General features: G+C 61.8%; 27 protein-coding genes. 12 read left to right on the top strand and 15 right to left on the bottom strand.

Features of this window, described 5'->3' with window-relative positions; translation table 11 throughout:
- Positions 1-11: 11 nt before the first annotated feature.
- From dsbA to LU682_RS00410, 3 genes are all read right to left on the bottom strand, one after another.
- A complete protein-coding gene (gene dsbA, locus LU682_RS00420) occupies positions 12-644 on the bottom strand; it encodes a thiol:disulfide interchange protein DsbA (RefSeq protein ID WP_010951523.1) in 633 nt (210 codons plus the stop codon).
- 151 nt (positions 645-795) lie between these two features.
- Positions 796-1,413 (bottom strand): c-type cytochrome, encoded by a 618-nt coding sequence (locus LU682_RS00415; protein WP_003252989.1) that lies wholly within the window; start codon positions 1,411-1,413, stop codon positions 796-798.
- A gap of 31 nt (positions 1,414-1,444) precedes the next feature.
- On the bottom strand, positions 1,445-1,747 hold the full coding sequence (locus LU682_RS00410) for a c-type cytochrome (protein WP_003252992.1): 303 nt from the start codon (positions 1,745-1,747) through the stop codon (positions 1,445-1,447).
- Positions 1,748-1,948: 201 nt separating this feature from the next.
- On the opposite strand from LU682_RS00410, the gene yihA reads away from it, so the two are divergent.
- The gene (yihA, locus tag LU682_RS00405) at positions 1,949-2,581 is read left to right on the top strand and encodes a ribosome biogenesis GTP-binding protein YihA/YsxC (protein WP_010951522.1); all 633 of its coding nucleotides are present in this window, start codon (positions 1,949-1,951) and stop codon (positions 2,579-2,581) included.
- A 370-nt stretch (positions 2,582-2,951) separates the two neighbouring features.
- Here yihA and polA read toward each other — a convergent pair whose 3' ends face one another.
- Entirely contained in the window at positions 2,952-5,699 is a 2,748-nt protein-coding gene (polA, locus tag LU682_RS00400; RefSeq protein ID WP_010951521.1) for a DNA polymerase I, read from the bottom strand.
- Positions 5,700-5,774: 75 nt separating this feature from the next.
- Between polA and LU682_RS00395 the strand changes: the two genes are divergently transcribed.
- Positions 5,775-6,062, top strand: coding sequence for a DUF2782 domain-containing protein (locus LU682_RS00395; protein WP_010951520.1), 288 nt, complete (start codon positions 5,775-5,777; stop codon positions 6,060-6,062).
- Between the two features lie 69 nt (positions 6,063-6,131).
- Complete coding sequence (locus tag LU682_RS00390) at positions 6,132-7,082, top strand: homoserine kinase (RefSeq protein ID WP_003252998.1); 951 nt, start codon at positions 6,132-6,134, stop codon at positions 7,080-7,082.
- 49 nt (positions 7,083-7,131) lie between these two features.
- Here the strand turns inward: LU682_RS00390 and LU682_RS00385 are convergent, their stop codons facing one another.
- Positions 7,132-8,040: a zinc ABC transporter substrate-binding protein gene (locus LU682_RS00385; RefSeq protein ID WP_010951519.1), complete on the bottom strand. Its 909-nt coding sequence runs from the start codon at positions 8,038-8,040 to the stop codon at positions 7,132-7,134.
- Between the two features lie 66 nt (positions 8,041-8,106).
- Between LU682_RS00385 and zur the strand changes: the two genes are divergently transcribed.
- The 4 genes from zur (at position 8,107) to LU682_RS00365 (ending at position 10,971) form a co-directional block, all read left to right on the top strand.
- The gene (gene zur / locus LU682_RS00380) at positions 8,107-8,592 is read left to right on the top strand and encodes a zinc uptake transcriptional repressor Zur (protein WP_003253002.1); all 486 of its coding nucleotides are present in this window, start codon (positions 8,107-8,109) and stop codon (positions 8,590-8,592) included.
- Positions 8,589-9,362 carry a zinc ABC transporter ATP-binding protein ZnuC gene (gene znuC / locus LU682_RS00375; RefSeq protein ID WP_010951517.1) on the top strand — a complete coding sequence of 258 codons (774 nt, stop codon included), beginning with the start codon at positions 8,589-8,591 and terminating at the stop codon, positions 9,360-9,362. The genes zur and znuC overlap by 4 nt, the downstream gene beginning before the upstream one ends.
- The gene (znuB, locus tag LU682_RS00370) at positions 9,355-10,137 is read left to right on the top strand and encodes a zinc ABC transporter permease subunit ZnuB (protein WP_010951516.1); all 783 of its coding nucleotides are present in this window, start codon (positions 9,355-9,357) and stop codon (positions 10,135-10,137) included. Before znuC ends, znuB begins: the two co-directional genes overlap by 8 nt.
- Before the next feature lie 126 nt (positions 10,138-10,263).
- Complete coding sequence (locus LU682_RS00365; RefSeq protein WP_010951515.1) at positions 10,264-10,971, top strand: PA5502 family lipoprotein; 708 nt, start codon at positions 10,264-10,266, stop codon at positions 10,969-10,971.
- Positions 10,972-11,031: 60 nt separating this feature from the next.
- On the opposite strand, the gene katE is transcribed toward LU682_RS00365, so the two are convergent.
- Positions 11,032-13,167 carry a catalase HPII gene (gene katE, locus LU682_RS00360; RefSeq protein ID WP_010951514.1) on the bottom strand — a complete coding sequence of 712 codons (2,136 nt, stop codon included), beginning with the start codon at positions 13,165-13,167 and terminating at the stop codon, positions 11,032-11,034.
- A gap of 227 nt (positions 13,168-13,394) precedes the next feature.
- Here katE and LU682_RS00355 point away from each other — a divergent pair, with 227 nt between their 5' ends.
- The 3 genes from LU682_RS00355 (at position 13,395) to LU682_RS00345 (ending at position 15,908) form a co-directional block, all read left to right on the top strand.
- The gene (locus tag LU682_RS00355; protein ID WP_003253013.1) at positions 13,395-14,402 is read left to right on the top strand and encodes a methionine ABC transporter ATP-binding protein; all 1,008 of its coding nucleotides are present in this window, start codon (positions 13,395-13,397) and stop codon (positions 14,400-14,402) included.
- Positions 14,402-15,073, top strand: a complete 672-nt coding sequence (locus tag LU682_RS00350; RefSeq protein ID WP_010951513.1) for a methionine ABC transporter permease — start codon at positions 14,402-14,404, stop codon at positions 15,071-15,073. The genes LU682_RS00355 and LU682_RS00350 overlap by 1 nt, the downstream gene beginning before the upstream one ends.
- Before the next feature lie 64 nt (positions 15,074-15,137).
- Positions 15,138-15,908: a MetQ/NlpA family ABC transporter substrate-binding protein gene (locus LU682_RS00345; protein ID WP_010951512.1), complete on the top strand. Its 771-nt coding sequence runs from the start codon at positions 15,138-15,140 to the stop codon at positions 15,906-15,908.
- 93 nt (positions 15,909-16,001) lie between these two features.
- Here the strand turns inward: LU682_RS00345 and LU682_RS00340 are convergent, their stop codons facing one another.
- The 5 genes from LU682_RS00340 to LU682_RS00320 are packed head-to-tail and all read right to left on the bottom strand — an operon-like array spanning position 16,002 to position 19,885.
- On the bottom strand, positions 16,002-16,634 hold the full coding sequence (locus LU682_RS00340) for an SCO family protein (protein ID WP_060489468.1): 633 nt from the start codon (positions 16,632-16,634) through the stop codon (positions 16,002-16,004).
- Complete coding sequence (gene cyoE / locus LU682_RS00335; protein ID WP_010951511.1) at positions 16,631-17,524, bottom strand: heme o synthase; 894 nt, start codon at positions 17,522-17,524, stop codon at positions 16,631-16,633. The genes LU682_RS00340 and cyoE overlap by 4 nt, the downstream gene beginning before the upstream one ends.
- Positions 17,509-18,588, bottom strand: coding sequence for a COX15/CtaA family protein (locus tag LU682_RS00330; protein ID WP_010951510.1), 1,080 nt, complete (start codon positions 18,586-18,588; stop codon positions 17,509-17,511). Before LU682_RS00330 ends, cyoE begins: the two co-directional genes overlap by 16 nt.
- 9 nt (positions 18,589-18,597) lie before the next feature.
- Positions 18,598-19,179, bottom strand: a complete 582-nt coding sequence (locus tag LU682_RS00325; protein WP_010951509.1) for a PA_0111/PP_0108 family redox-active disulfide protein — start codon at positions 19,177-19,179, stop codon at positions 18,598-18,600.
- Complete coding sequence (locus LU682_RS00320; RefSeq protein WP_049588418.1) at positions 19,148-19,885, bottom strand: SURF1 family protein; 738 nt, start codon at positions 19,883-19,885, stop codon at positions 19,148-19,150. Before LU682_RS00320 ends, LU682_RS00325 begins: the two co-directional genes overlap by 32 nt.
- A 51-nt stretch (positions 19,886-19,936) precedes the next feature.
- Between LU682_RS00320 and LU682_RS00315 the strand changes: the two genes are divergently transcribed.
- On the top strand, positions 19,937-20,140 hold the full coding sequence (locus LU682_RS00315) for a twin transmembrane helix small protein (RefSeq protein ID WP_003253030.1): 204 nt from the start codon (positions 19,937-19,939) through the stop codon (positions 20,138-20,140).
- A gap of 31 nt (positions 20,141-20,171) precedes the next feature.
- On the opposite strand, the gene LU682_RS00310 is transcribed toward LU682_RS00315, so the two are convergent.
- From LU682_RS00310 to coxB, 4 genes are read right to left on the bottom strand one after another with little or no spacing between them, the layout of a single operon-like run.
- Entirely contained in the window at positions 20,172-21,059 is an 888-nt protein-coding gene (locus tag LU682_RS00310; RefSeq protein ID WP_010951507.1) for a cytochrome c oxidase subunit 3, read from the bottom strand.
- A gap of 16 nt (positions 21,060-21,075) precedes the next feature.
- Positions 21,076-21,642, bottom strand: coding sequence for a cytochrome c oxidase assembly protein (locus tag LU682_RS00305; protein ID WP_003253035.1), 567 nt, complete (start codon positions 21,640-21,642; stop codon positions 21,076-21,078).
- Between the two features lie 9 nt (positions 21,643-21,651).
- Complete coding sequence (gene ctaD, locus LU682_RS00300; RefSeq protein ID WP_010951506.1) at positions 21,652-23,241, bottom strand: cytochrome c oxidase subunit I; 1,590 nt, start codon at positions 23,239-23,241, stop codon at positions 21,652-21,654.
- Between the two features lie 43 nt (positions 23,242-23,284).
- Positions 23,285-24,412 carry a cytochrome c oxidase subunit II gene (gene coxB, locus LU682_RS00295; RefSeq protein ID WP_010951505.1) on the bottom strand — a complete coding sequence of 376 codons (1,128 nt, stop codon included), beginning with the start codon at positions 24,410-24,412 and terminating at the stop codon, positions 23,285-23,287.
- Positions 24,413-24,781: 369 nt separating this feature from the next.
- On the opposite strand from coxB, the gene LU682_RS00290 reads away from it, so the two are divergent.
- A complete protein-coding gene (locus tag LU682_RS00290) occupies positions 24,782-25,423 on the top strand; it encodes a hypothetical protein (protein WP_014861534.1) in 642 nt (213 codons plus the stop codon).
- Positions 25,424-25,541: the final 118 nt, after the last annotated feature.

Below are 25,541 nucleotides of genomic sequence, written 5' to 3'. Positions count from 1 at the left end.
GGTGACGCCGCCTACTTGGCAGCGCGCTCCTTGTCGATCAGCTGGTCGGCGACATTCAGCACGCCTTCCGGTCCGCCGGCAGTCCCCAGGTCGAAGCGGTACTTGCCGTTGACGACCAGGCTCGGTACGCCGGTGATCTCATACTTCTTCGCCAATTCCTTGGCCTGTTTGACCTGGCCCTTGATGGCGAACGAGTCGAAGGTGGCGAGGAACTTGTCCTTGTCCACACCTTGAGTGGCGAGGAAGTCGGCCATCTCGTTCTTATCGGTCAGACGCTTGTGCTGGTTCTGGATGGCATCGAACACCGCAGCATGAACCTTGTGCTCGACGCCCATGGCTTCGAGGGTCAGGAACATCTGGCCGTGTGCATCCCACGGGCCACCGAACATGGCCGGTACGCGCTTGAAGTTGACGTCCTTCGGCAGCTTTTCAGCCCAAGGGTTGATGGTCGGCTCGAAGTGGTAGCAGTGTGGGCAGCCGTACCAGAACAGCTCGACGACTTCGATCTTGCCAGGCACGGAAACCGGAACAGGGTTGCTCAGCTCGATGTATTCCTTGCCGGCGACAGGCTCGGCAGCCTGAACGGCAGTCATACCGAATACGCTGGCGGCGACCAGCGCAGCGCTGAGAATCAGTTTACGCATGCTTTACTCCTGAGCAGTCATGGGTCGCCACGACGCGACCTGCACTGAGACAGGCCGGGAAGGGCTCGAGTTCTGTAGTGTAACGGCTGCGGACGGAAAAAAGGGCAGCCCGGCCGCCCTTTCATCATTGACCTACAACATTAACCGAAAGTTAATGCAGGCCCTGGATGTAGCTGGCCAACGCTTCGATGTCATGGTTGCTCAGCTTGCCAGCGATGGTGCGCATGGTCATGGCATCGCCATCGTTGGTGCGGTTGCCTTCGCGGAAGTCAGTGAGCTGCTTGGCCACGTACTGCGAGTGTTGCCCGCCCAGGTGCGGGAAGCCGGCCAGGGCGATGCCCGCGCCGTTGGGCGAGTGGCAGCCAGTGCAGGCCGGCATGCCCTTTTCCAGGTCGCCGCCATTGAACAACGCGCGGCCGCGCTCGACCAGCTTGGGATCGGCGGCCCCCACGCTGCCTTTTTGGCTGGAGAAGTAGGCGGCGATATCGGCCAGATCCTGGTCGCTGAATGCGGCCAGCATGCCGGTCATTTCCAGCACGGTACGCTTGCCCGACTTGATATCGTGAAGTTGTTTTTCGAGATAGCGCTGGCCTTGGCCGGCCAGTTTCGGGAAGTTCGGTGCCAGGCTGTTGCCGTCGGGATTGTGGCAGGCGCCACACACGGCGGTCTTGGCCTGGCCAGCGGCGGCATCGCCTTTGATAGGTTGCGCAGCAGTGGCCGCACCAGCGACACCCAAGGTCAACAGCAGACTCACGACTAGTTTGTTCATCAGCTAATCCAACACGGCTAAGGGTGAAATGTTATGTATCGGGACTGCCGCTCATCCAAAGGATGACCAAACGGTAGTCCTCGGCACTGCAGTCCATGCACAATCCACGCGGCGGCATAGCCTTGAAACCCTGGGTCACGTGCTTCACCAGTACATCCATGCCTTGCGCCAGCCTTGGCTCCCATGCTGCCCGGTCACCCCGTCTGGGTGCCTGTGGCAACTGCCCGGTGTGACAGGCCGCACACGTGCGGTTGTACAACACCTCGGGATCCTGTGTAGCCTGTGCGCTGAAAAACGGCAGGAACATACCGACAGCAAGCAGCCATTTCGCCATGCGGAACGACCTTCAGGGTTGGGGGCCGCGCTGCGTTCTGTTGCGCGAGCTATTGTTCGACACCCCATGCCCGTTCTCCTTCGCTGGGAGAATGAGCACACAAAAACTGGGGCATTATATACTTCCGCCATCCAAACGGAAACGACACCGCTTGCCAGGCTTGGCTCTACAAAGTCAGGCAACACCCACATCGGATATCCCATGCAAGTCAAGAACCCCATCCTCGGCCTCTGCCAGAAAGCCAAATTCGCCCTCAGCGCAGCCAAGGTCGAACAATGCCCGGACGACCAGGGTTACGAGGTGGCTTTTGCCGGCCGTTCCAACGCCGGCAAATCCAGCGCCCTCAATACCCTGACCCATGCCAGCCTGGCGCGTACCTCGAAGACTCCCGGGCGCACCCAGCTGTTGAATTTCTTCAGTCTGGACGATGAACGGCGTTTGGTCGACCTGCCGGGCTATGGTTATGCAAAAGTCCCGATTCCGCTCAAGCAGCACTGGCAGAAACACCTGGAAGCCTACCTGGGCAGCCGTGAGTGCCTGCGTGGCGTGATCCTGATGATGGACGTGCGTCACCCGATGACCGACTTCGACAAGATGATGCTCGACTGGGCCAAGGCCAGCAGCATGCCGATGCACATCCTGCTGACCAAGGCCGACAAGCTGACCCACGGCGCCGGCAAGAACACATTGCTGAAAGTGCAGTCGGAAATCCGCAAGGGCTGGGGGGATGGCGTGACCATCCAGCTGTTCTCGGCACCCAAGCGCCTGGGCGTGGAAGACGCCTACCGTGTGCTGGCGGACTGGATGGAACTGGAAGACAAGCCGGTCGTTTAGTGGTTTGCGCCTGACCCGGGTTTACCCGCGAATGCGGCGGTGTATTCGACATCGCATTCGCGAGAAAACCCGCTCCCGGCAAATTCCGGGCAAAAAAAACCCCGGACTTCGTATGGGGAGGGGGAAGTTCGGGGTCCAAGTCCGGACCGCTAGGGCGGGGTCCAGATATCTGCCAACACTTAACACAACATAGGAGCATCGAAGGGCTTCACCAGCCATTCAGTTACTCTGAGTTCCGCTTCACCGGTTTAGTTCCGAAGCCCATAAAACTATTTGCGATAGTTTCATGAAACTTAAGCACCCCCGGCACTGAGCGGTGCACGGATCCGCGTCACTACGTCGCAGATCCTACACAGTTTTACCTGCTCAATCAGTGAGCTTCGTCCCAATTCGCACCAACGCCTGCTTCGACAAGCAGCGGCACATCCAGCTGCGCGGCCTGGCTCATGTGCTGGCGAATTTCATCTTTCACCTGCTGCACCAGGTCCTCGCGTACTTCAAGCACCAGTTCGTCGTGCACCTGCAGGATCACCCGGGCATCCAGCCCGCTCTCGCTCAACCAGTTATCTACCTTGACCATGGCCCGCTTGATGATGTCGGCAGCAGTACCCTGCATCGGGGCGTTGATCGCCGTGCGCTCGGCGCCCTTGCGCAGGGCAGGGTTCTTGGCATTGATGTCTGGCAAGTACAGGCGGCGGCCAAACAGGGTTTCGACAAAGCCTTGCTCGGCCGCCTGGGCGCGGGTGCGCTCCATGTAGGCCAGCACGCCTGGGTAGCGGGCAAAGTAGCGGTCGATATAGTCCTGTGACTGCTTGCGGTCGACGCCGATCTGCTTGGCCAGGCCAAAGGCGCTCATGCCGTAGATCAGGCCGAAGTTGATGGCCTTGGCGCTGCGGCGCTGGTCGGTGGTCACGTCTTCCAGGGCCACACCGAACACTTCGGCTGCTGTGGCGCGGTGCACGTCCAGGTCATTGCGGAAGGCATGCAGCAAGCCTTCGTCCTTGGCCAGGTGGGCCATGATACGCAGCTCGATCTGTGAATAGTCCGCCGCCAGAAGCTTGTAACCCGGACTGGCGATGAACGCCTGGCGGATACGCCGCCCTTCAGCGGTGCGGATCGGGATGTTCTGCAAGTTCGGGTCGCTCGACGACAACCGGCCGGTGGCCGCCACGGCCTGCTGGTAGGACGTGTGGATACGCCCGGTGCGCGGGTTGATCTGCCCCGGTAACTTGTCGGTGTAGGTGCTCTTGAGCTTGCTCAGGCTGCGGTACTGCATCAGCACCTCTGGCAGCGGGTAGCCTTGCAAGGCCAGTTCGTCGAGCACTGCTTCGGCGGTGGATGGCTGGCCCTTGGCGGTCTTGCTCAACACCGGCATGCCCAGCTTGTCGTAAAGGATCGTGCCCAGCTGCTTGGGCGAGCCGAGGTTGAACGTCTCACCGGCGAGCTCGTAGGCACGCAGCTCCAGCTCAGCCATCTTCACGCCCAGCTCACCGCTCTGTACTTTCAACAGCTCGGCATCGACCAGTGCACCCTGGCGCTCGATCCTGGCCAGCACCGGCACCAGCGGCATCTCGATATCCATCAGCACCGGTTGCACGCTCGGCGTCTGTGCCAGGCGGGCCTGCAATGCATGGTGCAGGCGCAGGGTGATGTCGGCGTCCTCGGCGGCGTAGGGGCCGGCCTTGTCCAGGTTGATCTGGTTGAAGGTAAGCTGCTTGGCACCCTTGCCGGCGATGTCCTCGAAGGCGATCGTGGTGTGGTCGAGGTACTTCTGCGCCAGGCTGTCCATGTCATGACGGGTGGCGGTGGAGTTCAGCACGTACGACTCGAGCATGGTGTCGTAGGCCACACCGCGCATCTCGATGGCGGGGGAGCCATTGGCGAGGATGTTGATGTCGTACTTGGCGTTCTGCCCGACCTTGGCCTTGGCCGGGTCCTCCAGCAGTGGTTTCAGCGCCAGCAGCACGGCCTCGCGGTCCAGCTGGACCGGCGCGCCTTCGTAATCGTGGGCCAGCGGCACATAGGCCGCTTCATGCGGCTCGACTGCGAAGGACAGGCCGACCAACTGCGCCTGCTGGGCGTCCAGGCCGGTGGTCTCGGTGTCGAAGGCAAACAGCGGTGCCTGGCGCAGCTTCTCCAGCCAGGCGTCGAAACGGGCCTGGTCGAGAATGGTTTCGTATTTGGCCTCGACCTTGACCGCAGGCTCCACGGCCGGGGCAACATCGTCACCGGCCTTGGCCGCATCGCGCTGCAATTCGGCGACCCAGCTCTTGAACTCCATCTCGGTGTACAACGCCAGCAGCGCCTCGCGGTCAGGTTCACCGCACACCAGCGCCTCGACCTCCACATCCAGCGGCACGTCAACCTTGATGGTGGCCAGTTCGTAGGACAGGAATGCCGCGTCGCGGTGCTCCTCCAGCTTGGCCGGCAAGGTCTTGGCGCCGCGAATGGCCAGCGCTGGCACTTTGTCCAGGTTGGCGTAAAGGTCGCTGAGACCGCCGCCGATGCCGGTCAACAGCCCCACCGCCGTTTTTTCGCCCACGCCCGGCACGCCGGGGATGTTGTCGACCTTGTCACCCATCAGGGCCAGGAAGTCGATAATGTGTTCCGGGCCGACGCCGAATTTCTCGTGCACGCCAGCCACGTCCAGCACGCTTCCGGTCATGGTGTTGACCAAGGTAATGTGCCCGTCCACCAGTTGCGCCATGTCCTTGTCACCGGTCGAGATGATCACCGGGCGACCCAGGGCGGCACTGCTGCGCGCCAGGGTGCCGATCACGTCGTCAGCCTCGACACCCTCCACGCACAGCAGCGGGTAGCCCAGCGCCTTGACGCTGGCGTGCAGCGGCTCGATCTGTACCCGCAGGTCATCCGGCATGCTGGGGCGGTTGGCCTTGTACTCAGCGAACATGGCATCGCGGAAAGTGCCGCCCTTGGCGTCGAACACCACGGCGAACAGGCTGTCGGGATATTGCTTGCGCAGGCTCTTGAGCATGTTCAGCACACCCTTCACCGCACCGGTCGGCATGCCCTTGGACGTGGTCAGCGGTGGCAGCGCGTGGAAGGCGCGATAAAGGTAGGAGGAACCGTCCACCAGGACGAGGGGCGCTTGGCTCATGAGCAGAATCAACCTTTTCGACGGGTCCGGCGCTAGAATAGCCAGAATCATTGACGACAAAGGGACTAGGTTATCATGCGCACACTCAATCGCCTGTTACTGCTCGGCCTGTTGGCAACCATGCCTGTCGTCACCCTGGCGGCGGACGACGCCCCCTCGGCCGATCCCGAGGTGACCATTCGCACGGAAGGCGATAAAACCATCCAGGAATACCGGCAGAACGGCTTCCTGTATGCGATCAAGATCACGCCGAAAAACGGCAAGCCTTATTTTCTGGTACGCGCTGATGGCACTGATGCCAATTTCATTCGATCCGACCAGCCGGACATGCTGATTCCGTCCTGGAAGATCTTCGAGTGGTAAGCTGACGCGCACCGTTCACATCAACCCGGCACTTCCCGGCGGAAGTGCCCGTATGGGCAATTTTTCATCATGTCAGTCTTCACCCCCGTGACCCGGCCTGAGCTGGAAACCTTTCTGGCGCCGTACGAGCTGGGCCGTCTGCTCGACTTCCAGGGCATTGCCGCCGGTACCGAGAACAGCAATTTCTTCGTCAGCCTCGAACAGGGGGAGTTCGTCCTGACGCTGATCGAGCGTGGGCCCAGCGAGGACATGCCGTTCTTCATCGAGCTGCTCGATACCCTGCACGGTGCCGACATGCCGGTGCCCTATGCCATTCGTGATCGCGACGGCAACGGCCTGCGCGAGCTGTGCGGCAAGCCGGCATTGCTGCAGCCCAGGCTGTCGGGCAAACACATCAAGGCACCCAACAACCAGCACTGCGCCCAGGTCGGCGAACTACTGGCACACATTCACCTGGCCACCCGCGAGCACATCATCGAGCGCCGCACCGACCGCGGCCTGGACTGGATGCTGGCCTCGGGTGCCGAGCTACTGCCACGCCTGACTGCGGAGCAAGCCGCATTGCTGCAGCCAGCGCTGGACGAAATCAGCGCACACAAGGCGCAGATCCTGGCCTTGCCGCGGGCCAACCTGCATGCCGACCTGTTCCGCGACAACGTGATGTTCGAAGGCACCCACCTGACCGGTGTGATCGACTTCTACAATGCCTGCTCCGGGCCGATGCTGTATGACATCGCCATCACCGTGAACGACTGGTGCCTGGATGAGCAGGGCGCGGTGGATGTACCACGCGCCCAGGCGCTGCTGGCAGCTTATGCGGCGCTACGGCCGTTCACTGCAGCCGAAGCCGAGCTGTGGCCGGAAATGTTGCGGGTAGGCTGCGTGCGTTTCTGGCTGTCGCGCCTGATTGCGGCCGAGTCGTTCGCCGGGATGGATGTGATGATCCACGATCCGAGCGAGTTCGAAGTGCGTCTGGCGCAGCGCCAGCAGGTGGCATTGCACCTGCCGTTCGCGCTGTAGACCGCGTCTGCTTCTTCGCGGGCGTGCCCGCGAAGGGGCCGGCACAGGCTTACAACTGCTCCAGGCAGCCTGCCAGGTCACCGCCCAGCTTCTCCAGCAAGCGCTCATACCCTTTGCCATCCACCGGATCGGTGCCACCCAAGGCATCCAGCTCGGCAAGGCGTACCGGCAACCCGGCAGTCAGGGTCTCGGCCAATCGCGGCCGAAGTGGCGGCTCGCTGAACACGCAGGTCTTGCCCACTTCCTGAAGACGCTTGCGCATGGCCGCCACATGCTGCGCCCCAGGTTGCACCTCGGATGCCACGCTGAACACGCCCGCGTGCTTCAAGCCATATTCAGCTTCAAAATAGTCGAAGGCTTCGTGGAAGACGAAGTACGGCTTGCCGGCAATACCGGCCACGCGCGCCTTGATACGCCCATCCAACGCATCCAGGCGTTCATCGAAGGCCTTCAGGTTGCTCTGATAGCGAGCCGCATTGGCCGGGTCGACCTGGGCCAGGTCAGCTGCCATTTTTGCCGCGATCACTCGCGCATTGACCGACGATAGCCACAGATGCGCATCCAGGCTACCTGGGCGGTGATCGTGGTCATGATCGTCATGGTCTTCTTCCTCATGGGAATGGCTGTCCTCGCCAAAGTGGCGCAGCTTCATGCCCGGCAGCGACTGCACAGCCACTGTGGCCTTGCTACGGCTTCCCAGCACACGCGCAAGGAAGTTTTCCATGTCCGGGCCGATCCAGTACAACAGGTCGGCATCGCCTACCCGCCGCACGTCGGAGGGGCGCAGCGCATAGTGGTGGGGGGATGCGCCGGGCGGCAGCAGCACGTCAGGGCTGCCAACACCCTCCTGCACGGCAGCGGCAATCTGCTGCAAGGGCTTGATAGTGGTGAGCACACGCACGTCGGCCTGCGCGGATAATGCGATGAAAGCGACAAACAGAGCCAGGAATCGGGACACGGTGGATACTCGAATCTTCAGAAACAGGTAACATAATAACGTCTCTGTCCAGAACCGTCGCTGCCCATGTCCATCACACCGCTGGCCAACCGTCCTCACGACCACTCCCATTGCGTACACAGCGCACTGGCTGAAGCCGACGCCTTGTGCACCCGCCAGGGCCTGCGCCTGACAGCCCTGCGCCGCCGTGTGCTGGAGCTGGTGTGGCAGAGCCACAAGCCACTGGGCGCCTACGACATCCTCGCTGTGCTCAGTGAGCAGGACGGCCGCCGCGCCGCGCCGCCCACGGTGTACCGTGCGCTGGACTTCCTGCTGGAAAACGGCCTGGTACATCGCATCGCATCGCTGAACGCCTTCATCGGCTGCAGCCACCCCGAGCACGTGCACCAAGGCCAGTTCCTGATCTGTCGGGCCTGCCATGTGGCCATCGAGCTCGAGCAGAGCAGCATCAGCGAGGCCATCATCAACAGCGCCAAAGGCGTGGGTTTCACGGTCGAGACCCAGACCGTGGAAGTGGTCGGCCTGTGCGGTAACTGCCGGAGCGCGGCATGAGCGACGCCCTGATTCGCCTGGATCAGGTCGGCGTCACCTTTGGCGGCGAGGCGGTGCTCGACAGCATCGACCTGTCGGTCGCCCCAGGCCAGATCGTCACCCTGATTGGCCCCAATGGGGCAGGCAAGACGACCCTGGTGCGCGCCGTACTTGGCCTGCTCAAGCCACATCGCGGCAAGGTATGGCGCAAGCCCAAGCTGCGCATTGGCTACATGCCGCAGAAGATTCAGGTTGATGCCACGCTGCCGCTGTCGGTGCTGCGCTTCCTGCGCCTGGTGCCCGGCGTAGACCGCGCGGCAGCCTTGTCGGCGCTGCAGGAAGTGGGCGCCGAGCAGGTCATCGACAGCCCGATCCAGACTATTTCCGGCGGCGAAATGCAACGTGTGCTGCTGGCCCGCGCCTTGCTGCGCGAACCCCAGTTGCTGGTGCTCGACGAACCGGTACAAGGTGTGGACGTGGTCGGCCAGACCGAGCTTTACAACCTCATCACCCGCCTGCGCGACCGCCACGGCTGCGGCGTGCTGATGGTGTCCCACGACCTGCACCTGGTCATGAGCGCCACCGACCAGGTGGTGTGCCTGAACCGCCACGTGTGCTGCTCGGGCCACCCTGAGCAAGTCAGCGGTGACCCGGCGTTCGTCGAGCTGTTCGGCAAGACCGCACCGAGCCTGGCCATCTACCACCACCATCACGACCACAGCCATGACCTGCATGGCTCGGTGGTCGCCCCTGGCACCCATGTTCACGGAGAGCACTGCAAGCATGGCTGATTTTCTTCTCTACGCCTTGCTTGCCGGCTTGTCCCTGGCACTGGTTGCAGGTCCACTGGGCTCCTTCGTGGTATGGCGGCGCATGGCCTATTTTGGCGACACCCTGTCTCACGCCGCGCTGCTCGGTGTGGCCTTGGGCTTTGCCCTGGATGTCAGCCCCGCACTGGCGGTAACCGTGGGCTGCCTGTTGCTGGCGATTCTGCTGGTGACATTGCAGCAACGCCAGCCGCTGGCCTCCGACACCCTCCTGGGTATCCTGGCCCCCAGCACCTTGTCGCTGGGCCTGGTGGTGCTGAGCTTCATGCACGATGTGCGCATCGACCTGATGGCTTACCTGTTCGGCGATCTGCTGGCCATCAGCACCACCGACCTGGCCTGGATCCTCGGTGGCAGCGCACTGGTCCTGCTGCTGCTCGCTGCGCTGTGGCGGCCGCTGCTGGCGGTTACCGTGCACGAAGAACTGGCCATGGTTGAAGGCCTGCCCGTGGCCGGCCTGCGCTTGGCGCTGATGCTGCTGATCGCAGTGGTAATTGCGGTTGCCATGAAAATCGTTGGCGTGTTGCTGATTACCTCACTGCTGATCATTCCTGCCGCTGCGGCACAGCGCCACGCCCGCTCACCAGAGCAGATGGCCCTGGGTGCCAGCCTGATGGGTGTCACCGCGGTGTGCGGCGGCCTGGCCATGTCCTGGTTCAAGGACACCCCCGCCGGGCCCTCAATCGTGGTCTGCGCCGCAGTGCTATTCTTGCTGAGCCTGGCCCTGCCAAAACGCTGAAAAGCAAGGCGTGTGCAGGCACGCCTTGCAACCTTCGGCCCGTAAAGGGTCTGTAAGGCCTATTTTCGAGCGTGCGCACCTGGGTGTAGACTTGCTCGCTTTTTGCGCAAATAGAGAGTCGCAGGAATGAAGCCGTTCGCCTCCCGTTATCTGCTTGTTGCCGCGTTTTCCCTGATCCTGGCTGCCTGTTCCAATGCGCCGGTCGAACAGGCCACCGCACCTGCTCAAGCAGATGCCTGGCAGCAGTTGCAACAGAACATCGCCAGCAACGAGCTGGCTACCGCCGAAGACCAGCTTGCAGCTCTGCAGGCCCAGTCGCCGGATGATGCACGCCTGGAACAATACCAGCGCCAACTGGCCGAAGCTTACCTGCAACGTAGCCAGATCGTCCTGCAGAAGGGCGATGTGAACGCGGCAGCTACCGCGCTGGCCCGTGCCCGGGCCCTGATGCCGCAGGCGCCAGCGGTCACTGGCGGGGATGCCGTGACCCAGGCTCGCAAGGCCGAGCTGGAAAAGGCTGAAGCGGCGCTGAAAGCCGCCGAAGCCAAGCCCGAGGCACGCATCATCGACCCGACAGCGCCAAGTACCGTGGTGGCCTTGAAGACCACTGACAGCCGTGCGCTGCGCCGCCAACTGGACGACATTGCCGCCGATGTGGTGAGTTACCAGTGTGAGGTGGTATTCCAGGTACCGCGCACCGAGGATGCGCCTTGGCTGAAGACTTTGCTGGAAAAGCGCGTGCGCAAGATTGACAGTGGGTTCGAGCTGAAGCAGAAGCATCAGATCCAGCGCTCGCTGCCGGCACAGGTGGTGCTGGTCCCGCATCAGCAGTAAACGCTTCGCGGGTAAACCCGCTCCTACATCAGGAGGGGGTTTACCCGCGAAAAGGCCTTGTCAGGCAGGAACAGCTTCAGCCGCCGCCTCCCGCTCCCACACCCGGTGGCCTTCTACCGCTTTGACAAAGGCATCCACTGCCTTCTGCTCATCCCCGAGCAACAGCCCCTTGTCCTCCTTTAGCCCCAACGCTTTCGCCAATTCCTTGGTCAGCACCAGCGCCTTCAAGTGCTTGTAACCCTCCAGTACGAAGTGCTTGGCCAATCCGCTAGCCGCCAGCGCATCCGTAGAGGCCTTGCCCGCTGGCACGACAATCCCGTCGAACATGATCGAAGGCATCCCCTCCATCGACGCCGCTACTGGCAGTTGCTTGCCATCCGCCGCCTTCACCGGCGCCGAGGTCGGCCCCAGCAGCATCGGCCGGGCACTGTGCGCTTCCAGGGCCTTGACCAGTTTGTCCACGCTGGCAGCGTCCACGCCATCGGCCACCAGCACAGCAATCTTGCGCCCCTTGATACCCACCGAACCTGGGTGGTTCATCTGGCTCAGCGCAGGCGATTGCGCCAACTGGCTACCCTTCACCTTCACCGTACCCGCTTTCGGCGCAGGGAGGCCCAGGTTGGCCGCAACTGCCGCCGCCAGCTTCAGGTCGATGTTGGCGAGAATTTCATTCACTTCCCGGGCGCGGATATGTTCACGCTCCACTTTGCCCAATTCGAAGCTGTAAGCCTTGATGATGTGCTGTTGCTCGGTCGGACTCATGCTATGGAAGAACAGCCGAGCCTGCGAGAAGTGATCGCCGAACGACTCACTGCGCTGGCGAATCTTGTGCGCATCGATACGCTCCTGATAGCTCTCGAAGCCGCCGTCTTGCGCCGCAGGCGGGGTTTCCTTCGGCCAGCCGCCGTCAATCGAGTTGGGCTCGTAGGAAGCCCGGCCCTTGTGCACGACGTGCTGGTGCAGCGCATCACGCTGGTTGTTGTGGTTCGGCGCTACCGGCCGGTTGATCGGGATCTGGTGGAAGTTCGGCCCACCCAGGCGGCTGATCTGGGTATCGGTGTACGAGAACAGCCGGCCCTGCAGCAGCGGGTCGTTGGTAAAGTCGATACCCTGTACGATATGGCCCGGGCAGAACGCCACCTGTTCGACCTCGGCAAAGAAATTGTCCGGGTTGCGGTTGAGCACCATCTTGCCCAGCGGCGTGACGGGTACCAGTTCCTCCGGGATTATCTTGGTCGGGTCCAACAGGTCGAAGTCGAATTTGTGTTCGTCTGCCTCAGGCACAATCTGCACGCCCAGTTCCCATTCCGGGTAGTCACCGGTTTCGATGGCTTCCCATAGGTCACGGCGCTGGAAGTCGGTGTCCTTGCCCGCCAGCTTCTGGGCTTCGTCCCACAGCAGGGAATGCACGCCCTGACGTGGTTTCCAATGAAACTTGACGAAGCTGGCCACGCCCTCGGCATTGATCAGGCGGAAGGTATGCACGCCAAAGCCTTCCATCATTCGAAGGCTGCGCGGGATGGCGCGGTCAGACATGGCCCACATGACCATATGAGCCGACTCCGGCACCAGCGAGACGAAATCCCAGAAGGTGTCATGAGCCGAACCGCCGGTCGGTATCTCGTTGTGTGGCTCTGGCTTCACCGCGTGGACAAAATCGGGGAACTTGATGGCATCCTGGATGAAAAACACCGGCATATTGTTGCCGACCAAGTCGAAATTGCCTTCATCTGTATAGAACTTGACGGCAAAGCCCCGCACATCTCGCACCGTATCGCCAGAACCGCGTGGGCCCTGAACCGTCGAGAAGCGGACAAAAACCGGGGTGATCTTTTCCGGATCTTGCAGGAAGCCGGCCTTGGTCAGCTCGGCGTGGTTGCCATAGCTCTGGAAGAACCCGTGTGCCCCGGTACCGCGGGCGTGCACGATGCGCTCGGGGATACGCTCATGGTCGAAGTGGGTGATTTTCTCGCGCATGATGAAGTCTTCAAGCAGCGAAGGTCCGCGATCACCCGCCTTGAGGGAGTTCTGGTTGTCAGCAATGCGCACGCCTTGGTTGGTCCGCAGCGCCTGCCCGGTCGCATCGCTGCGGTCGGCCTCCAGGCTCTGCAGCTTGGCATTGGTGTTGGCCCTGTCGGGGGTCTGGGTACCGGCGGCCTCGCTGTGCTTGGGCGCATCCGTTTTCTTGCTGGGCATGATCGGCTCTCCTCATCAGTCTTAAGGCGTGCCCGTTCAGGGCTTGTCCAAGTAGTGACTGGAGGGCGTTGCCGAGCGTTCAATCAGGATTACCGGTTGTCGCGATATGCCCGATGGATTGGTGCATGACGAAATAAATGCTAAGAACAGCTATGGGAAAAGGCTAAAATGCGCGACCCCAGCTAACCGCTGACCCAAATTTCAATGCGCCCCACAAGGTTCGCTACGTGATCGAGTTCCAACAGGTACATAAAACCTACCGCGTTGCCGGTAGGGAAATCCCCGCACTGAATCCGACCAGCCTGACCATCGAAGATGGCCAGGTGTTCGGCCTGATCGGCCATTCCGGCGCTGGCAAAAGCACCATGCTGCGCCTGATCAACCGCCTGGAAGAACCTTCCGGCGGCACGATCATCGTCGACGGCGAAGACGTCACCGCGTTCAACGCCAGCCAGTTGCGCGGCTTCCGCCAGCAGGTCGGGATGATTTTCCAGCACTTCAACCTGCTGGCCTCCAAGACCGTCGCCGACAACGTCGCCCTGCCACTGGCCCTGGCCGGTGAGCTGTCGCGCAGCGAAATCGACAAGCGCGTCACCGAGCTACTGGCTCGCGTTGGCCTGTCGGACCACGCCAAAAAGTACCCGGCGCAGCTGTCCGGCGGCCAGAAGCAGCGCGTCGGCATCGCCCGCGCCCTGTCCACCAACCCGAAGATCCTGCTATGCGACGAGGCCACCAGTGCCCTCGACCCGCAAACCACGGCCTCGGTCCTGCAACTGCTGGCCGAGATCAACCGTGAACTGAAGCTGACCATTGTGCTGATCACTCACGAGATGGACGTGATCCGCCGTGTCTGCGACCGCGTGGCAGTGATGGACGCCGGTCAGATCGTCGAGCAAGGCTCGGTGGCCGAGGTGTTTCTGCACCCGCAGCACCCCACCACCAAGCGCTTCGTCCAGGAAGACGAGCAGGTCGACGAAGGCGAGCAGCGCGACGACTTTGCCCACGTGCCAGGCCGCATCGTACGCCTGACCTTCCAGGGCGACGCCACCTACGCGCCGCTGCTGGGCACCGTGGCCCGCGAAACCGGTGTGGACTACAGCATCCTCGCCGGGCGTATCGACCGCATCAAGGATGTCCCCTATGGCCAGCTCACTCTCGCCCTGATCGGCGGAGACATGGAAGCGGCGTTCGCCCGCTTCAAGGCAGCTGACGTACATATGGAGGTACTGCGTTGATGGACGCCCTGAATTTCTTTGCCAACGTCGACTGGGCCGAAATCTGGCTGGCCACCGTCGATACCATGATCATGCTGTTCGGCTCGCTGTTCTTCACCGTGCTACTGGGCCTGCCACTGGGCGTGCTGCTGTTCCTCTGCGGGCCGAAGCAGATGTTCGAACAGAAGGGCGTCTATGCGCTGCTGTCGCTGGTGGTCAACATCCTGCGCTCGCTGCCATTCATCATTTTGCTGATCGTGATGATCCCGTTCACCGTGCTGATCACCGGTACCTCGCTGGGCGTTGCAGGCGCCATCCCGCCGCTGGTAGTGGGTGCCACGCCGTTCTTTGCGCGCCTGGTTGAAACCGCCTTGCGTGAAGTGGACCGCGGCATCATCGAAGCCACCCAGTCGATGGGCGCCACCACCCGCCAGATCATCACCAGTGCGCTGCTGCCGGAAGCCCGTCCGGGCATCTTCGCGGCCATAACGGTAACCGCCATCACCCTGGTTTCTTACACTGCCATGGCCGGTGTGGTGGGTGCCGGTGGCCTTGGTGACCTGGCTATCCGCTTCGGTTACCAGCGTTTCCAGACCGATGTGATGGTAGTGACCGTGGTACTGCTGCTGGTACTGGTTCAAGTCCTGCAGAGCGTGGGCGACAAACTGGTCGTGCATTTTTCCCGTAAATAACCCCAATGGGGTCGGCCTGGCCGACCCGTTCGGGGGCCGTCGCGGCCCTCACAAGGAGTGATCAATGAAGAAGCTGCTTGCTGTCGCTGCCGCTGTCGCGGCCTTCTCGGCCCAGGCCGATACCCTTACCGTCGCCGCCACCCCGGTGCCGCACGCCGAGATCCTCAACTTCGTCAAACCACAGCTGGCGAAAGAAGGCGTAGAGCTGAAGGTCAAGGAATTCACCGACTACATCCAGCCGAACGTGCAGGTGGCGGAAAAGCGCCTGGACGCCAACTTCTTCCAGCACCAGCCTTACCTGGATGAATTCAACAAGGCCAAGGGCACCAGCCTGGTGAGCGTGGCCGGCGTGCACATCGAGCCACTGGGCGTGTATTCGACCAAGATCAAGAAACTGGACGAGCTGTCCTCCGGCGCCACCGTGGTCATCCCCAACGACGCCACCAACGGCGGCCGCGCCTTGCTGCTGCTGGACAAGGCTGGCGTGATCAAGCTCAAGGACAACAAGAACATCCTGTCGACCGTGAAGGATGTTGCCGAAAACCCGAAAAACGTGAAGTTCCGTGAGCTGGAAGCCGCCACCATCCCGCGTGTGCTGACCCAGGTAGATGCCGCCCTGATCAACACCAACTACGCGCTGGAAGCCAAGCTGAACCCGGAAAAAGACGCGCTGGCCATCGAGGGCAGCGACTCGCCCTACGTGAACATCCTGGTTGCCCGCCCGGACAACAAGGACTCGGACGACATGAAGAAACTGGCGGCTGCACTGCACTCGCCTGAGGTGAAGCAGTTCATCATCGAGAAGTACAAAGGCGCTGTGGTTCCGGCGTTCTGATCCGACCTATCAAGCTCTATTCTTCGCGGGTAAACCCGCCCCTACACACATCGTTGTAGGAGCGGGTTTACCCGCGTAGCTTTTGGGGCTGACTCAATCCCGCTTGACCAGCCCCGGCAACTGCGCCCCCAGCTTCTGGTTGTTGAACGGCGCCCGAATGAACCCACGCTGTCTCCCATCCGGGCCGACAATCGCCAGGTTACCGCTGTGATCCACGGTATACCCCGGCTTGCTGGTATCCGCCGGAATGAACGGAATGCTCAAGGCATTGGCCAGCTTCTGGGTATCCTCGATCGACCCCGCCACGCCGACAAAGTCCTTGTCGAAATAGCCCAGATACTGCTTCAGCTGGTTCGGCGTATCGCGGTTAGGGTCCACGCTCACCAACACCACCTGCAGCAGGTCGACGGCATCCTTGGGCAGCTCGCTCTTCACCTGACGCAGCTGGGCCAGGGTGGTCGGGCAGATGTCCGGGCAGTAGGTGTAGCCAAAGAACAGCAGCGACCATTTGCCCTTGAGGTCATCCATCTGCACCGGCTGGCCGTCCTGGTTGGTCATGGTGACATCGGCCACGGCGCGGCTCTGCGGCAGCAGGATGATGCCCGCATCGATCAGCTCGGCAGGGTTGGGCTGGTCACGACCATTAAGCACCTTGTTGACGGTCAGGCCCAGGATCAACGCGACCAGGGCAACGAGGATGAAGACGGTTTTCTGGGTTCGGGTCATAGGTTCAGCAACAGGTAGTGGTCAAGAAGCAACGCAATGAACAGCGCGAACAGGTAGCCGATAGAGTACTTGAAGGTGCCGATCGCCGCGTGCGGCCGGCTGCTACGGTACAACACCCAAGCCCATTGCAGGAAGCGCAGGCCCAAGGCTAGGGCACAGACCAGGTACAGCGGGCCACTCATGTGGATGGCATACGGGAGCAGGCTCACTGCCAGCAGGATCAGGGTGTACAGCAGGATATGCAGTTTGGTGTAGCGCTCGCCGTGGGTCACCGGCAACATCGGGATATCGGCCTTGGCGTATTCCTCCTTGCGGTGGATGGCCAGCGCCCAGAAATGCGGCGGGGTCCAGGCGAAAATGATCAACACAAGCAGCAAGGGTTCGGCGCTGACATGGCCGCTTACCGCCACCCAGCCGAGCAACGGCGGAGCGGCACCGGCCAGGCCACCGATGACGATGTTCTGTGGCGTGGCGCGCTTGAGAAAGCCGGTGTAGAGCACCGCATAACCGAGTAATGAGGCCAGGGTCAGCCAGGCGGTGAGGGCGTTGGTGAACACCAGCAGCAGGACCATGCCCAGCAGCGCCAGGGCCAAGGCGAACAACAGCGCCGGCAGGGGCTCGACTCGGCCTTGGGCCAAAGGCCGTTTGTGGGTGCGTGCCATCAGCGCATCAATGCGCCGATCCACCACATGATTGACCACTGCCGCACCACCCGCACACAGGCCGATGCCCAGGTTGCCGAACAACAGCACGCTCCAGCTGACGCCCGCCCGGGTGGCCAGGAACATGCCCGCCAGCGAGGTGATCAGCATCAGCACCACCACCTTGGGCTTGGTCAGCTCAAGGTAATCGCGCCAGCGGGCCCGTCGTACGCTTAGAAGCGTCGCCACGAGTCGTTCCTCATATGATGGGAGATACCCACCCCGACCACCGGCCGCAGACGCCAGCCATGGCCGACACCCACTCGAACCTTGTCGACCACTCGAATGCGGTAGTTCACCAGCACCATGCTCAGCAGCAGCATCGCCCCGCCGGCATTGTGCGCAACAGCCACCGCCAGCGGCAGGTGGAACACCACGTTGCTGATGCCCAGGCCCACTTGCAAGGCCAGCGCCAGCAGCACCAGCCGCGACAGGCCGGGGAGACCACAGCGGTGCAGCTTCCAGCTGAGCATCAGCAGCACGCAGGTCACCAGCAGCGCGCCCAGCCTGTGGCTGATGTGGATGGCCGTACGCGCATCACTGTCCAACTGCCCGCCAAGGTAATTGGGGCCGACGTGCTGGGTCAGGTGGAAGCCGTTGCTGAAGTCCGCAGCTGGCCACCACTGGCCATGGCAGGTCGGCAGGTCGATGCAGGCCACGGCGGCGTAGTTGGCGCTGACCCAACCGCCCAGGGCGATCTGGCCGATTACCACCAGCAGCGCCAGCGCAGCGATCCGGCGCAGGCTCAGCGGCAGTTTCGGCAAGGGCGCAAAGGCCCGGGACAGACGCAGAGACAACAGGAACAGCAAGCTCAACGTGGTAAAGCCACCCAGCAAGTGCGCCGTGACCACCTGCGGCCATAGTTTCAGGGTGACCGTCCACATACCGAAGGCTGCCTGGGCCAGCACCACACCCAGTAGCAGCATCGGCAGGCGATAAGGCTGCCCATCGCGTGCATGCCGGCGCATTGCCTGGAAAGCGAGCAGGGCGATCACCACGGCCAGGCTACCGGCAAAGTAGCGGTGGACCATCTCGGCCCAGCCCTTGGCAGCTTCCACCGGGTGCTCAGGAAAGTGCAGCTCGGCATGGGCCAACTGCACGTCAGTCTTGGGCACGCTGATAAAGCCATAACACCCGGGCCAGTCGGGGCAACCGAGGCCGGCGTGGGTCAGGCGGGTATAGGCACCGAGCAGGACGACCAGCAGTGCCAGCAGGGTGGCGAACACAGCAAGGCGAAATCCAGGTCTGGCCATGGCAGGCTCCTAGCCGATATTGGACAGCTTGAGCAGGTGGCGCAGGTCATCCAGCACATGCTTGCCGTTGACCTTGCCGTCGTAGCGCAGCACCAGGTTGCCGTGCGGGTCGACGATCCACAGCTGCGGGCCGGGCTCGGCAACCTTCTGCTGGTAGCGTTGCGCATCCAGCGGGTAGCGCTGCAACTGCGGGTACTCGCGGCCGAGCAGTGCCTGATAGTCGGCACTCAGCGGCTGGGCGGCGGCCAGCGCATGGCTGGCGCGGCTGGCATCACGCCCCAGCCCGACCTGAATCTGCCGAGCCAGGTACACCAGGCGCTGACAGTCTTCGGTGCAGGCCTGGGGTGCGCTGACCAGCAACTGCCAGCGATCGTCCTGCTCCGCCACGCCGAGATCGGCACGGCTTTCCCCATTGCCAATCATGGCGCCATGGTAGCTGCGGCCTTCCGGTACCCAGAATTTAAGCTTGTACATGCTGGTGGCCAGAACCATTGGCCCAAGCACCACCAGCAGGATCAGCAAAAGCTGCAAACGCCCACGGGCTCTGGGTTTGCTACGTTCAGGCGCGTCCAGTGGCGTGGCGGTGGCCATGGCGTTTCTCCTTGTTTTGATGCCAGCCGAAGTAGAGGTAGAGCAGAACCAGAGCGGTAGCCAGGGCAAACCACTGCACGGCATAGCCGACGTGTTTTTCGGGGCTCATGGCGACAACCGGCCAGTCCAGGCGATAGCTCGCAGGGCCCGGCTCCAGGCGCAATTCCTGGGCGAAGCCTTCGCGATCAAGCTGTTGCCATAGCTGCGCGGCATCGATAGCGGTCAACAGATGCGGCCATTGCCCGCCGATGGGGTCCGGGTGCAGTTGGAAGGTGCTACCGGGCGCGACATACACAGAGGCATCCAGCGCCAAGGCCTGGGCAGGGGTTTCGAAGTGCACCGGCACCCGGCGGTCCAGCCATGGCAGCCAGCCACGATTGATCAGCAACCACAGGCCGCTGGCTTGGTCGTGGAAGGGCTGCAGCAGCTCGACACCGGCTTTGCCGTCGCGCATGCGGTTGTCCAGCAGCACGCTGTGCTCGGCGTCGAAGCGGCCATACAGGTGCACGCGGCGGAAGGCGTTGTCTTCTTTCGAGAAGAGCTGGGCGGTGGCTATCGGCGCTTCAATCCGCCGTTCTGCATAGGTGGCCAGCAGCACGCGCTTTTCCTCGGCACGGCCGAGTTGCCAGCAACCAAGCGTAATCAGTCCCGGCAGCAGTGCAAGCACCGCCAGCGTCGGTACCCAGCCTGGGCGAAACGGCCTCACGAGCGCCTCGCTATACTTATCCACATCACCGCATCCCCCCGGAGTGACGCCATGCTCAAGGCCGCGATTGTCCTGATGCTGTTGGCCACGATTGCCAGCCTGTTCAGTGGCCTGGTGTTTCTGGTCAAGGATGATGAAAACTCGACCCGCCTGCTCAAGGCCCTGACCGTACGGGTGACTCTGGCGGCCTTGACAATAGGCCTGGTCGCCTGGGGCTTGATCAGCGGTCAACTGGTCTCCCACGCCCCTTTCTGAAGCGCTCACCCGCCCCTACAGGTTTTTGTATTCACAACACATAAACAAAGATGAACAACCCCACCCACACCACATCGACGAAGTGCCAGTACCAACTGGCTGCCTCGAAGCCGAAGTGTTTTTCCGGGTTGAAATGCCCGCGCAGAATGCGCACGAACATCACAATCAGAATGATCGTGCCCAATGTCACGTGGGCACCGTGGAAGCCGGTCAGCATGAAAAACGTCGCACCGTAGATTCCTGAGCCCAGTGTCAGCCCCAGCTTGGTATAGGCCTCGTAGTACTCGAAGGCCTGCAGCGCGATAAAACTGATGCCCAGGACAATGGTCAGCGCCATCCAGAATTTCAGCGGGCCGCGGTGGTCACGGCGCAAGGCGTGGTGGGCAATGGTGATTGTCACACTGGAACTGACCAGCAGGATGGTGTTGATCAGCGGCAGGTGCCACGGGTCGATCACCTCCTTGGGGGGAGGGAACAGCTTGGGGTCGGGGGTGTGCAGCAGCGGCCAGGTGAATTCGAAGGTTGGCCACAGCATGTGCGTAACACCTTTGGCCCCTTCGCCACCCAGCCACGGCCCCGCCAGTACGCGCACATAGAACAGCGCACCGAAGAAGGCCAGGAAGAACATCACTTCGGAGAAGATGAACCAGCTCATGCCCCAGCGGAACGAGCGGTCCAGTTGCGGGCTGTACAACCCGGCGCGGCTCTCCTTGACCACTGCCCCAAACCAGCCGAACAGCATGTAGGCCAGAAACAACGCACCCACGAAGAAAATCAGCGGCCCGTGGGAATCCGGGTGGCCCGCCTTCATGTCGTTGAACCAGGTGCCCAGGCCGAATACCGTGATGAACATGCCGATGGTGGCGATGATCGGCCATTTGCTCTGCGCCGGAACATAGTAGTGCTCATGACTTGCCATTGCTGTTCTCCTTCCCTTAACGGGCGCCCTGGACGTCCTGCGCCGCAACGTGCGCGACCGGCGGGTGGCGAGCGGTGATGTCGAACAAGGTGTAGGCCAGTGTCAGGTGCTTCACGCTGGCCGGCAGGTCGCGGTCGACGATGAAGCGCACCGGCATCTCGATGCGTTCGCCGGGCTGCAGCACCTGCTGGGTAAAGCAGAAGCACTCGGTCTTGTGGAAGTAGGCCGCGGCCTCGGCCGGGGTAATGCTGGGTATTGCCTGCGCACTCATCGGCCGGTCGGTCGGGTTGTGGGCAATGAAGATCATCTGGTTCACCGCCCCCGGGTTGACCTCCAGCTGGTCGGCAGTGGAGTAGAAGTCCCAGACCATGTCGCTGGCATTGGTCGACATGAACTGCACCCGCACAGCACGCGTCGGGTCACTGACCTGGCTACCTTCGTATTGGCCGCCGGTCTTGCCGTTGATACCGAAGGCTTTGCACATGACGTCGTAGATCGGCACCAGCGCGAAGCCGAAGGCGAACATCACCACCGTCAGCATCAACAGGCGCGTTACCAGGCGTTTCACCGACAGGCCGTTCATGGCGGGTTCCTATTTCACTTCCGGGGGTGTCTGGAAGGTGTGGTAGGGCGCAGGCGAGGGTATCGACCACTCAAGGCCCTCGGCGCCATCCCAGGGTTTGGCCGGTGCCGGCGCGCCACCGCGGATGCACTTGATGACAATGAACAGGAAGAAGATCTGCGTGGCGCCGAACATGAACGCGCCGATCGACGACACCATGTTGAAATCGGCGAACTGCAGGTTGTAGTCGGGGATGCGCCGTGGCATGCCGGCCAAGCCTACGAAGTGCATGGGGAAGAAGGCCATGTTCATGCCGACGAACGACAGCCAGAAGTGCAGTTTGCCGAGGGTTTCGTCGTACATGTGGCCGGTCCATTTCGGCAGCCAGTAGTAGGCCGAGGCAAAGATGCCGAAAATTGCACCAGGCACCAGTACGTAGTGGAAATGCGCCACCACGAAGTAAGTGTCGTGGTACTGGAAGTCTGCCGGGGCGATCGCCAGCATCAACCCGGAGAAACCCCCGATGGTGAACAGGATGACAAAGGCGATGGCGAACAGCATCGGCGTTTCGAAGGTGAGCGAACCTTCCCACATGGTGCTGACCCAGTTGAATACCTTCACCCCGGTGGGCACGGCAATCAGCATGGTGGCGTACATGAAGAACAACTCGCCGACCACCGGGATACCGACCACAAACATATGGTGGGCCCAGACGATGAATGACAGGAAGGCAATGGCGCCGGTGGCATACACCATCGAGGTATAACCGAACAGCGGCTTGCGCGAGAACGCCGGGATGATCGAGCTGACCGCACCGAAGGCGGGCAGGATCATGATGTAAACCTCAGGGTGGCCGAAGAACCAGAACACATGCTGGAACAGCACCGGGTCACCGCCACCTGCGGCACTGAAAAAGCTGGTACCGAAGTGGATATCCATCAGCATCATGGTTACCACGCCGGCCAGTACTGGCATCACCGCAATCAGCAGGAACGCGGTGATCAGCCAGGTCCAGACGAACAGCGGCATTTTCATCAGCGTCATGCCGGGGGCACGCAGGTTGAGGATGGTGGCAATCACGTTGATCGCCCCCATGATCGAGCTGATACCCATCAGGTGGATGGCGAAGATGAAGAAGGTGACGCTGGCTGGCGCATAGGTGGTGGAAAGCGGAGCGTAGAAGGTCCAGCCAAAGTTTGGCCCTCCGCCCGGGCTGAACAGCGTCGATACCAGCAGCAGGAAGGCCGCCGGCAGCAGCCAGAAGCTGAAGTTGTTCATCCGTGGCAGTGCCATGTCGGGCGCGCCGATCATCAGCGGAATCATCCAGTTGGCCAGGCCGACGAAGGCCGGCATCACCGCGCCAAACACCATGATCAGGCCATGCATGGTGGTCATCTGGTTGAAGAACGCCGGCTCCACGATCTGCAAACCCGGCTGGAACAGCTCAGCGCGGATCACCATGGCAAACGAGCCACCGAGCAGGAACATGATGAAACTGAACCACAGGTACATCGTGCCGATGTCTTTATGGTTGGTGGTCAGCACCCAGCGCATCAGGCCCTTGGCCGGGCCGTGCGCATGGTCGTGGCCGTGGGCGTGGTCGTCGATCACTGCACTCATGTCCTGTCTCCTGCAATCCATTGATTGCCGCGAGTAACCCGGTTCACTTGGCTTCTGCCTGCTTCAGCGCCAGCACGTCCTTCGGCGTCACCATGTCGCCTTTGTTGTTGCCCCAGGCATTGCGCTCGTAGGTGACTACAGCAGCGATGTCGACTTCCGACAGCTGCTTGCCGAAAGCGGCCATGGCCGTGCCGGGCTTGCCATGGAAGACAATGCTCAGGTGGCCTTCCTTCGGCCCGGTGGCAATCTTCGAGCCTTTGAGCGCCGGGAACATTGGCGGCAGGCCCTGGCCTTCGGCCTGGTGACAGGCCACGCAGGTGGTGTGGTAGACCTTGTCGCCGCGCTCCACCAGCTCTTCCAGGGTCCATTCCTTGCTGGTCAGCTCCTTGAGCTTGGCGGCTTCAGCCTTGCGCTCGCCAAGCCAGGTGTCGTAATCCGCCTTGGACTTGACCTCGACCACCACCGGCATGAAGCCGTGGTCCTTGCCGCACAGCTCGGTGCACTGGCCGCGGTAGATGCCTGGCTTTTCGATCCGGGTCCAGGCTTCGTTGACAAAGCCTGGGATGGCGTCGCGTTTGACCGCGAAGGCCGGCACCCACCAGGAGTGGATCACATCGGCAGCAGTGACCAGGAAGCGCACTTTCGCGCCCACCGGCAGCACCAGCGGCTGGTCGACTTCCAGCAGGTAGTGCTCATCCTTTGGCGCCTTGTTGTGGATCTGGTCGGTGGGGGTGGCCAGGTTGCTGAAGAACTCCACGTCCTGGCCCAGGTATTTGTAGTGCCATTTCCACTGGTAGCCGGTGACCTGGACGTCGATGTCCGACTCGCTGGCGTCATAGATGTCGATCAGGGTCTTGGTAGCCGGAATGGCCATCACCACCAGAATCAGGAAGGGCACCACCGTCCAGAGAATTTCCACCCACGTGTGCTCGTGGAAATGCGCGGCCTGCTGGCCAGTGGAGCGGCGGTGGATGACCATCGACCAGAACATCGCGCCAAACACCACGATGCCAATGATCACGCAGATCCAGAAGATGGTCATGTGCAGGTCGAAGACGGCGTTGGAGACTTCCGTCGCCCCTGGGTGCATGTTCACGGTCCAGGCGGCGTTGGCCTGACCAAAAACCGACCACAACAGGAGGCCCATCCAGACATGTGGATGTCGCATCATTGCGGGTTCCCCTTCTAATTCTTGTTGTCCCGGAGGCATGGCCTGCGGCAAGAGGGAACGGCGGTCAAGACTGCATGGCTTCGACGACCGAGCCCCTGCTAAAAGCAGTCGGGCCTCATCAACGAATCACGTTCAACGGGAGTATAGACAGCGACCAATGGCACGCAATGAAGCCTGTGAAATGAACTTCATGAAATGACCGAATGGCCGGAAAACCGCGTGCTTGACAGGGCATGGCGTAATAATGGCACGTCGATATGCCTGATAGCGCACACGTTTGCGAGGCTTATAACAAATACGTCTTAGGTATTCTGTATACCGAGCTAATTTAGTGTCTTCCGTTTGAAACGTAATGTCCCTGGAGTTGTCATGAACATCGCTGCTGTACGCGAGCAGGTAAGCCAAGCCCATCAACATGAAGGCCAGACCGGCCAATTGAAACAGCGTCTCGAGCTGCAACTGCCCCACCTGCACCCCTCGATCCAACTGCCTGAGCAGGACGCCCAGGGTACTTTGGCGCGCTTCGTCAGCGCCTACATCGATCAGGTTCCGGAATTGCTGGAGGCCGCCCACGAGGTCGCCCGCGAAGCCGGGATCGAATCGCAGATCAAACCTGTACTGAAAATTGCCGAAGCCTACTTCCTGCAGCCGCCCAGCGTGATGCAAGGGCATGTAGGCCTGGACTGCCTTCTGGATGAAGCCTACCTGGCGCACCGCCTGGTGGAAGAGGTGAATGACTTGTACATCCGCCACTTCCAGCAGCCGTTGATCCCGGTCGACACCACGGTCGCCAACCTGATTGCCCACCAGTTGATTGGCGAAAGCTTTGCCAACCAGCTGGATGAGGTGGTGCACCACTCGGTCGACGAAATGCTTAATGATGAGAGCTTTGCCGTTGAATCGGTGGAGGCTTATCGAGAGAAGCTGAGCAGCCCGGCAACTGGCGCGGCGTGGAAGCGCTGGCCGTGCCTGTCGCGCCAACTGGGTGTCGAGCTGGGTCAGCCGGCCTGATATACCTGTCAAGGCCTAGGTGCATCGGTGGTTCGGCGCAGGCCGTCGTAGGAGCGGGTTCACCCGCGAAAGGGCCGGCCCTGCTGGCCAATCTCCACCCGCCGATCACCGTTGCCGC

The sequence above is a fragment of the Pseudomonas alloputida genome (assembly GCF_021283545.2).
Taxonomy (GTDB): domain Bacteria; phylum Pseudomonadota; class Gammaproteobacteria; order Pseudomonadales; family Pseudomonadaceae; genus Aquipseudomonas; species Aquipseudomonas alloputida.
The sequence above is the reverse complement of the archived record's forward strand: the minus strand, read 5'-3'. Positions and strand labels throughout refer to the sequence as shown.

What these genes read in the sequence shown, in the direction of transcription:
- dsbA (WP_010951523.1), bottom strand. Translation starts at nt 644, where the DNA reads ATGCGTAAACTGATTCTCAGCGCTGCGCTGGTCGCCGCCAGCGTATTC.
- LU682_RS00415 (WP_003252989.1), bottom strand. Translation starts at nt 1,413, where the DNA reads ATGAACAAACTAGTCGTGAGTCTGCTGTTGACCTTGGGTGTCGCTGGT.
- LU682_RS00410 (WP_003252992.1), bottom strand. Translation starts at nt 1,747, where the DNA reads ATGGCGAAATGGCTGCTTGCTGTCGGTATGTTCCTGCCGTTTTTCAGC.
- yihA (WP_010951522.1), top strand. Translation starts at nt 1,949, where the DNA reads ATGCAAGTCAAGAACCCCATCCTCGGCCTCTGCCAGAAAGCCAAATTC.
- polA (WP_010951521.1), bottom strand. Translation starts at nt 5,699, where the DNA reads ATGAGCCAAGCGCCCCTCGTCCTGGTGGACGGTTCCTCCTACCTTTAT.
- LU682_RS00395 (WP_010951520.1), top strand. Translation starts at nt 5,775, where the DNA reads ATGCGCACACTCAATCGCCTGTTACTGCTCGGCCTGTTGGCAACCATG.
- LU682_RS00390 (WP_003252998.1), top strand. Translation starts at nt 6,132, where the DNA reads ATGTCAGTCTTCACCCCCGTGACCCGGCCTGAGCTGGAAACCTTTCTG.
- zur (WP_003253002.1), top strand. Translation starts at nt 8,107, where the DNA reads ATGTCCATCACACCGCTGGCCAACCGTCCTCACGACCACTCCCATTGC.
- znuC (WP_010951517.1), top strand. Translation starts at nt 8,589, where the DNA reads ATGAGCGACGCCCTGATTCGCCTGGATCAGGTCGGCGTCACCTTTGGC.
- znuB (WP_010951516.1), top strand. Translation starts at nt 9,355, where the DNA reads ATGGCTGATTTTCTTCTCTACGCCTTGCTTGCCGGCTTGTCCCTGGCA.
- LU682_RS00365 (WP_010951515.1), top strand. Translation starts at nt 10,264, where the DNA reads ATGAAGCCGTTCGCCTCCCGTTATCTGCTTGTTGCCGCGTTTTCCCTG.
- katE (WP_010951514.1), bottom strand. Translation starts at nt 13,167, where the DNA reads ATGCCCAGCAAGAAAACGGATGCGCCCAAGCACAGCGAGGCCGCCGGT.
- LU682_RS00350 (WP_010951513.1), top strand. Translation starts at nt 14,402, where the DNA reads ATGGACGCCCTGAATTTCTTTGCCAACGTCGACTGGGCCGAAATCTGG.
- LU682_RS00345 (WP_010951512.1), top strand. Translation starts at nt 15,138, where the DNA reads ATGAAGAAGCTGCTTGCTGTCGCTGCCGCTGTCGCGGCCTTCTCGGCC.
- LU682_RS00340 (WP_060489468.1), bottom strand. Translation starts at nt 16,634, where the DNA reads ATGACCCGAACCCAGAAAACCGTCTTCATCCTCGTTGCCCTGGTCGCG.
- LU682_RS00330 (WP_010951510.1), bottom strand. Translation starts at nt 18,588, where the DNA reads ATGGCCAGACCTGGATTTCGCCTTGCTGTGTTCGCCACCCTGCTGGCA.
- LU682_RS00325 (WP_010951509.1), bottom strand. Translation starts at nt 19,179, where the DNA reads ATGGCCACCGCCACGCCACTGGACGCGCCTGAACGTAGCAAACCCAGA.
- LU682_RS00315 (WP_003253030.1), top strand. Translation starts at nt 19,937, where the DNA reads ATGCTCAAGGCCGCGATTGTCCTGATGCTGTTGGCCACGATTGCCAGC.
- LU682_RS00310 (WP_010951507.1), bottom strand. Translation starts at nt 21,059, where the DNA reads ATGGCAAGTCATGAGCACTACTATGTTCCGGCGCAGAGCAAATGGCCG.
- LU682_RS00305 (WP_003253035.1), bottom strand. Translation starts at nt 21,642, where the DNA reads ATGAACGGCCTGTCGGTGAAACGCCTGGTAACGCGCCTGTTGATGCTG.
- ctaD (WP_010951506.1), bottom strand. Translation starts at nt 23,241, where the DNA reads ATGAGTGCAGTGATCGACGACCACGCCCACGGCCACGACCATGCGCAC.
- coxB (WP_010951505.1), bottom strand. Translation starts at nt 24,412, where the DNA reads ATGATGCGACATCCACATGTCTGGATGGGCCTCCTGTTGTGGTCGGTT.
- LU682_RS00290 (WP_014861534.1), top strand. Translation starts at nt 24,782, where the DNA reads ATGAACATCGCTGCTGTACGCGAGCAGGTAAGCCAAGCCCATCAACAT.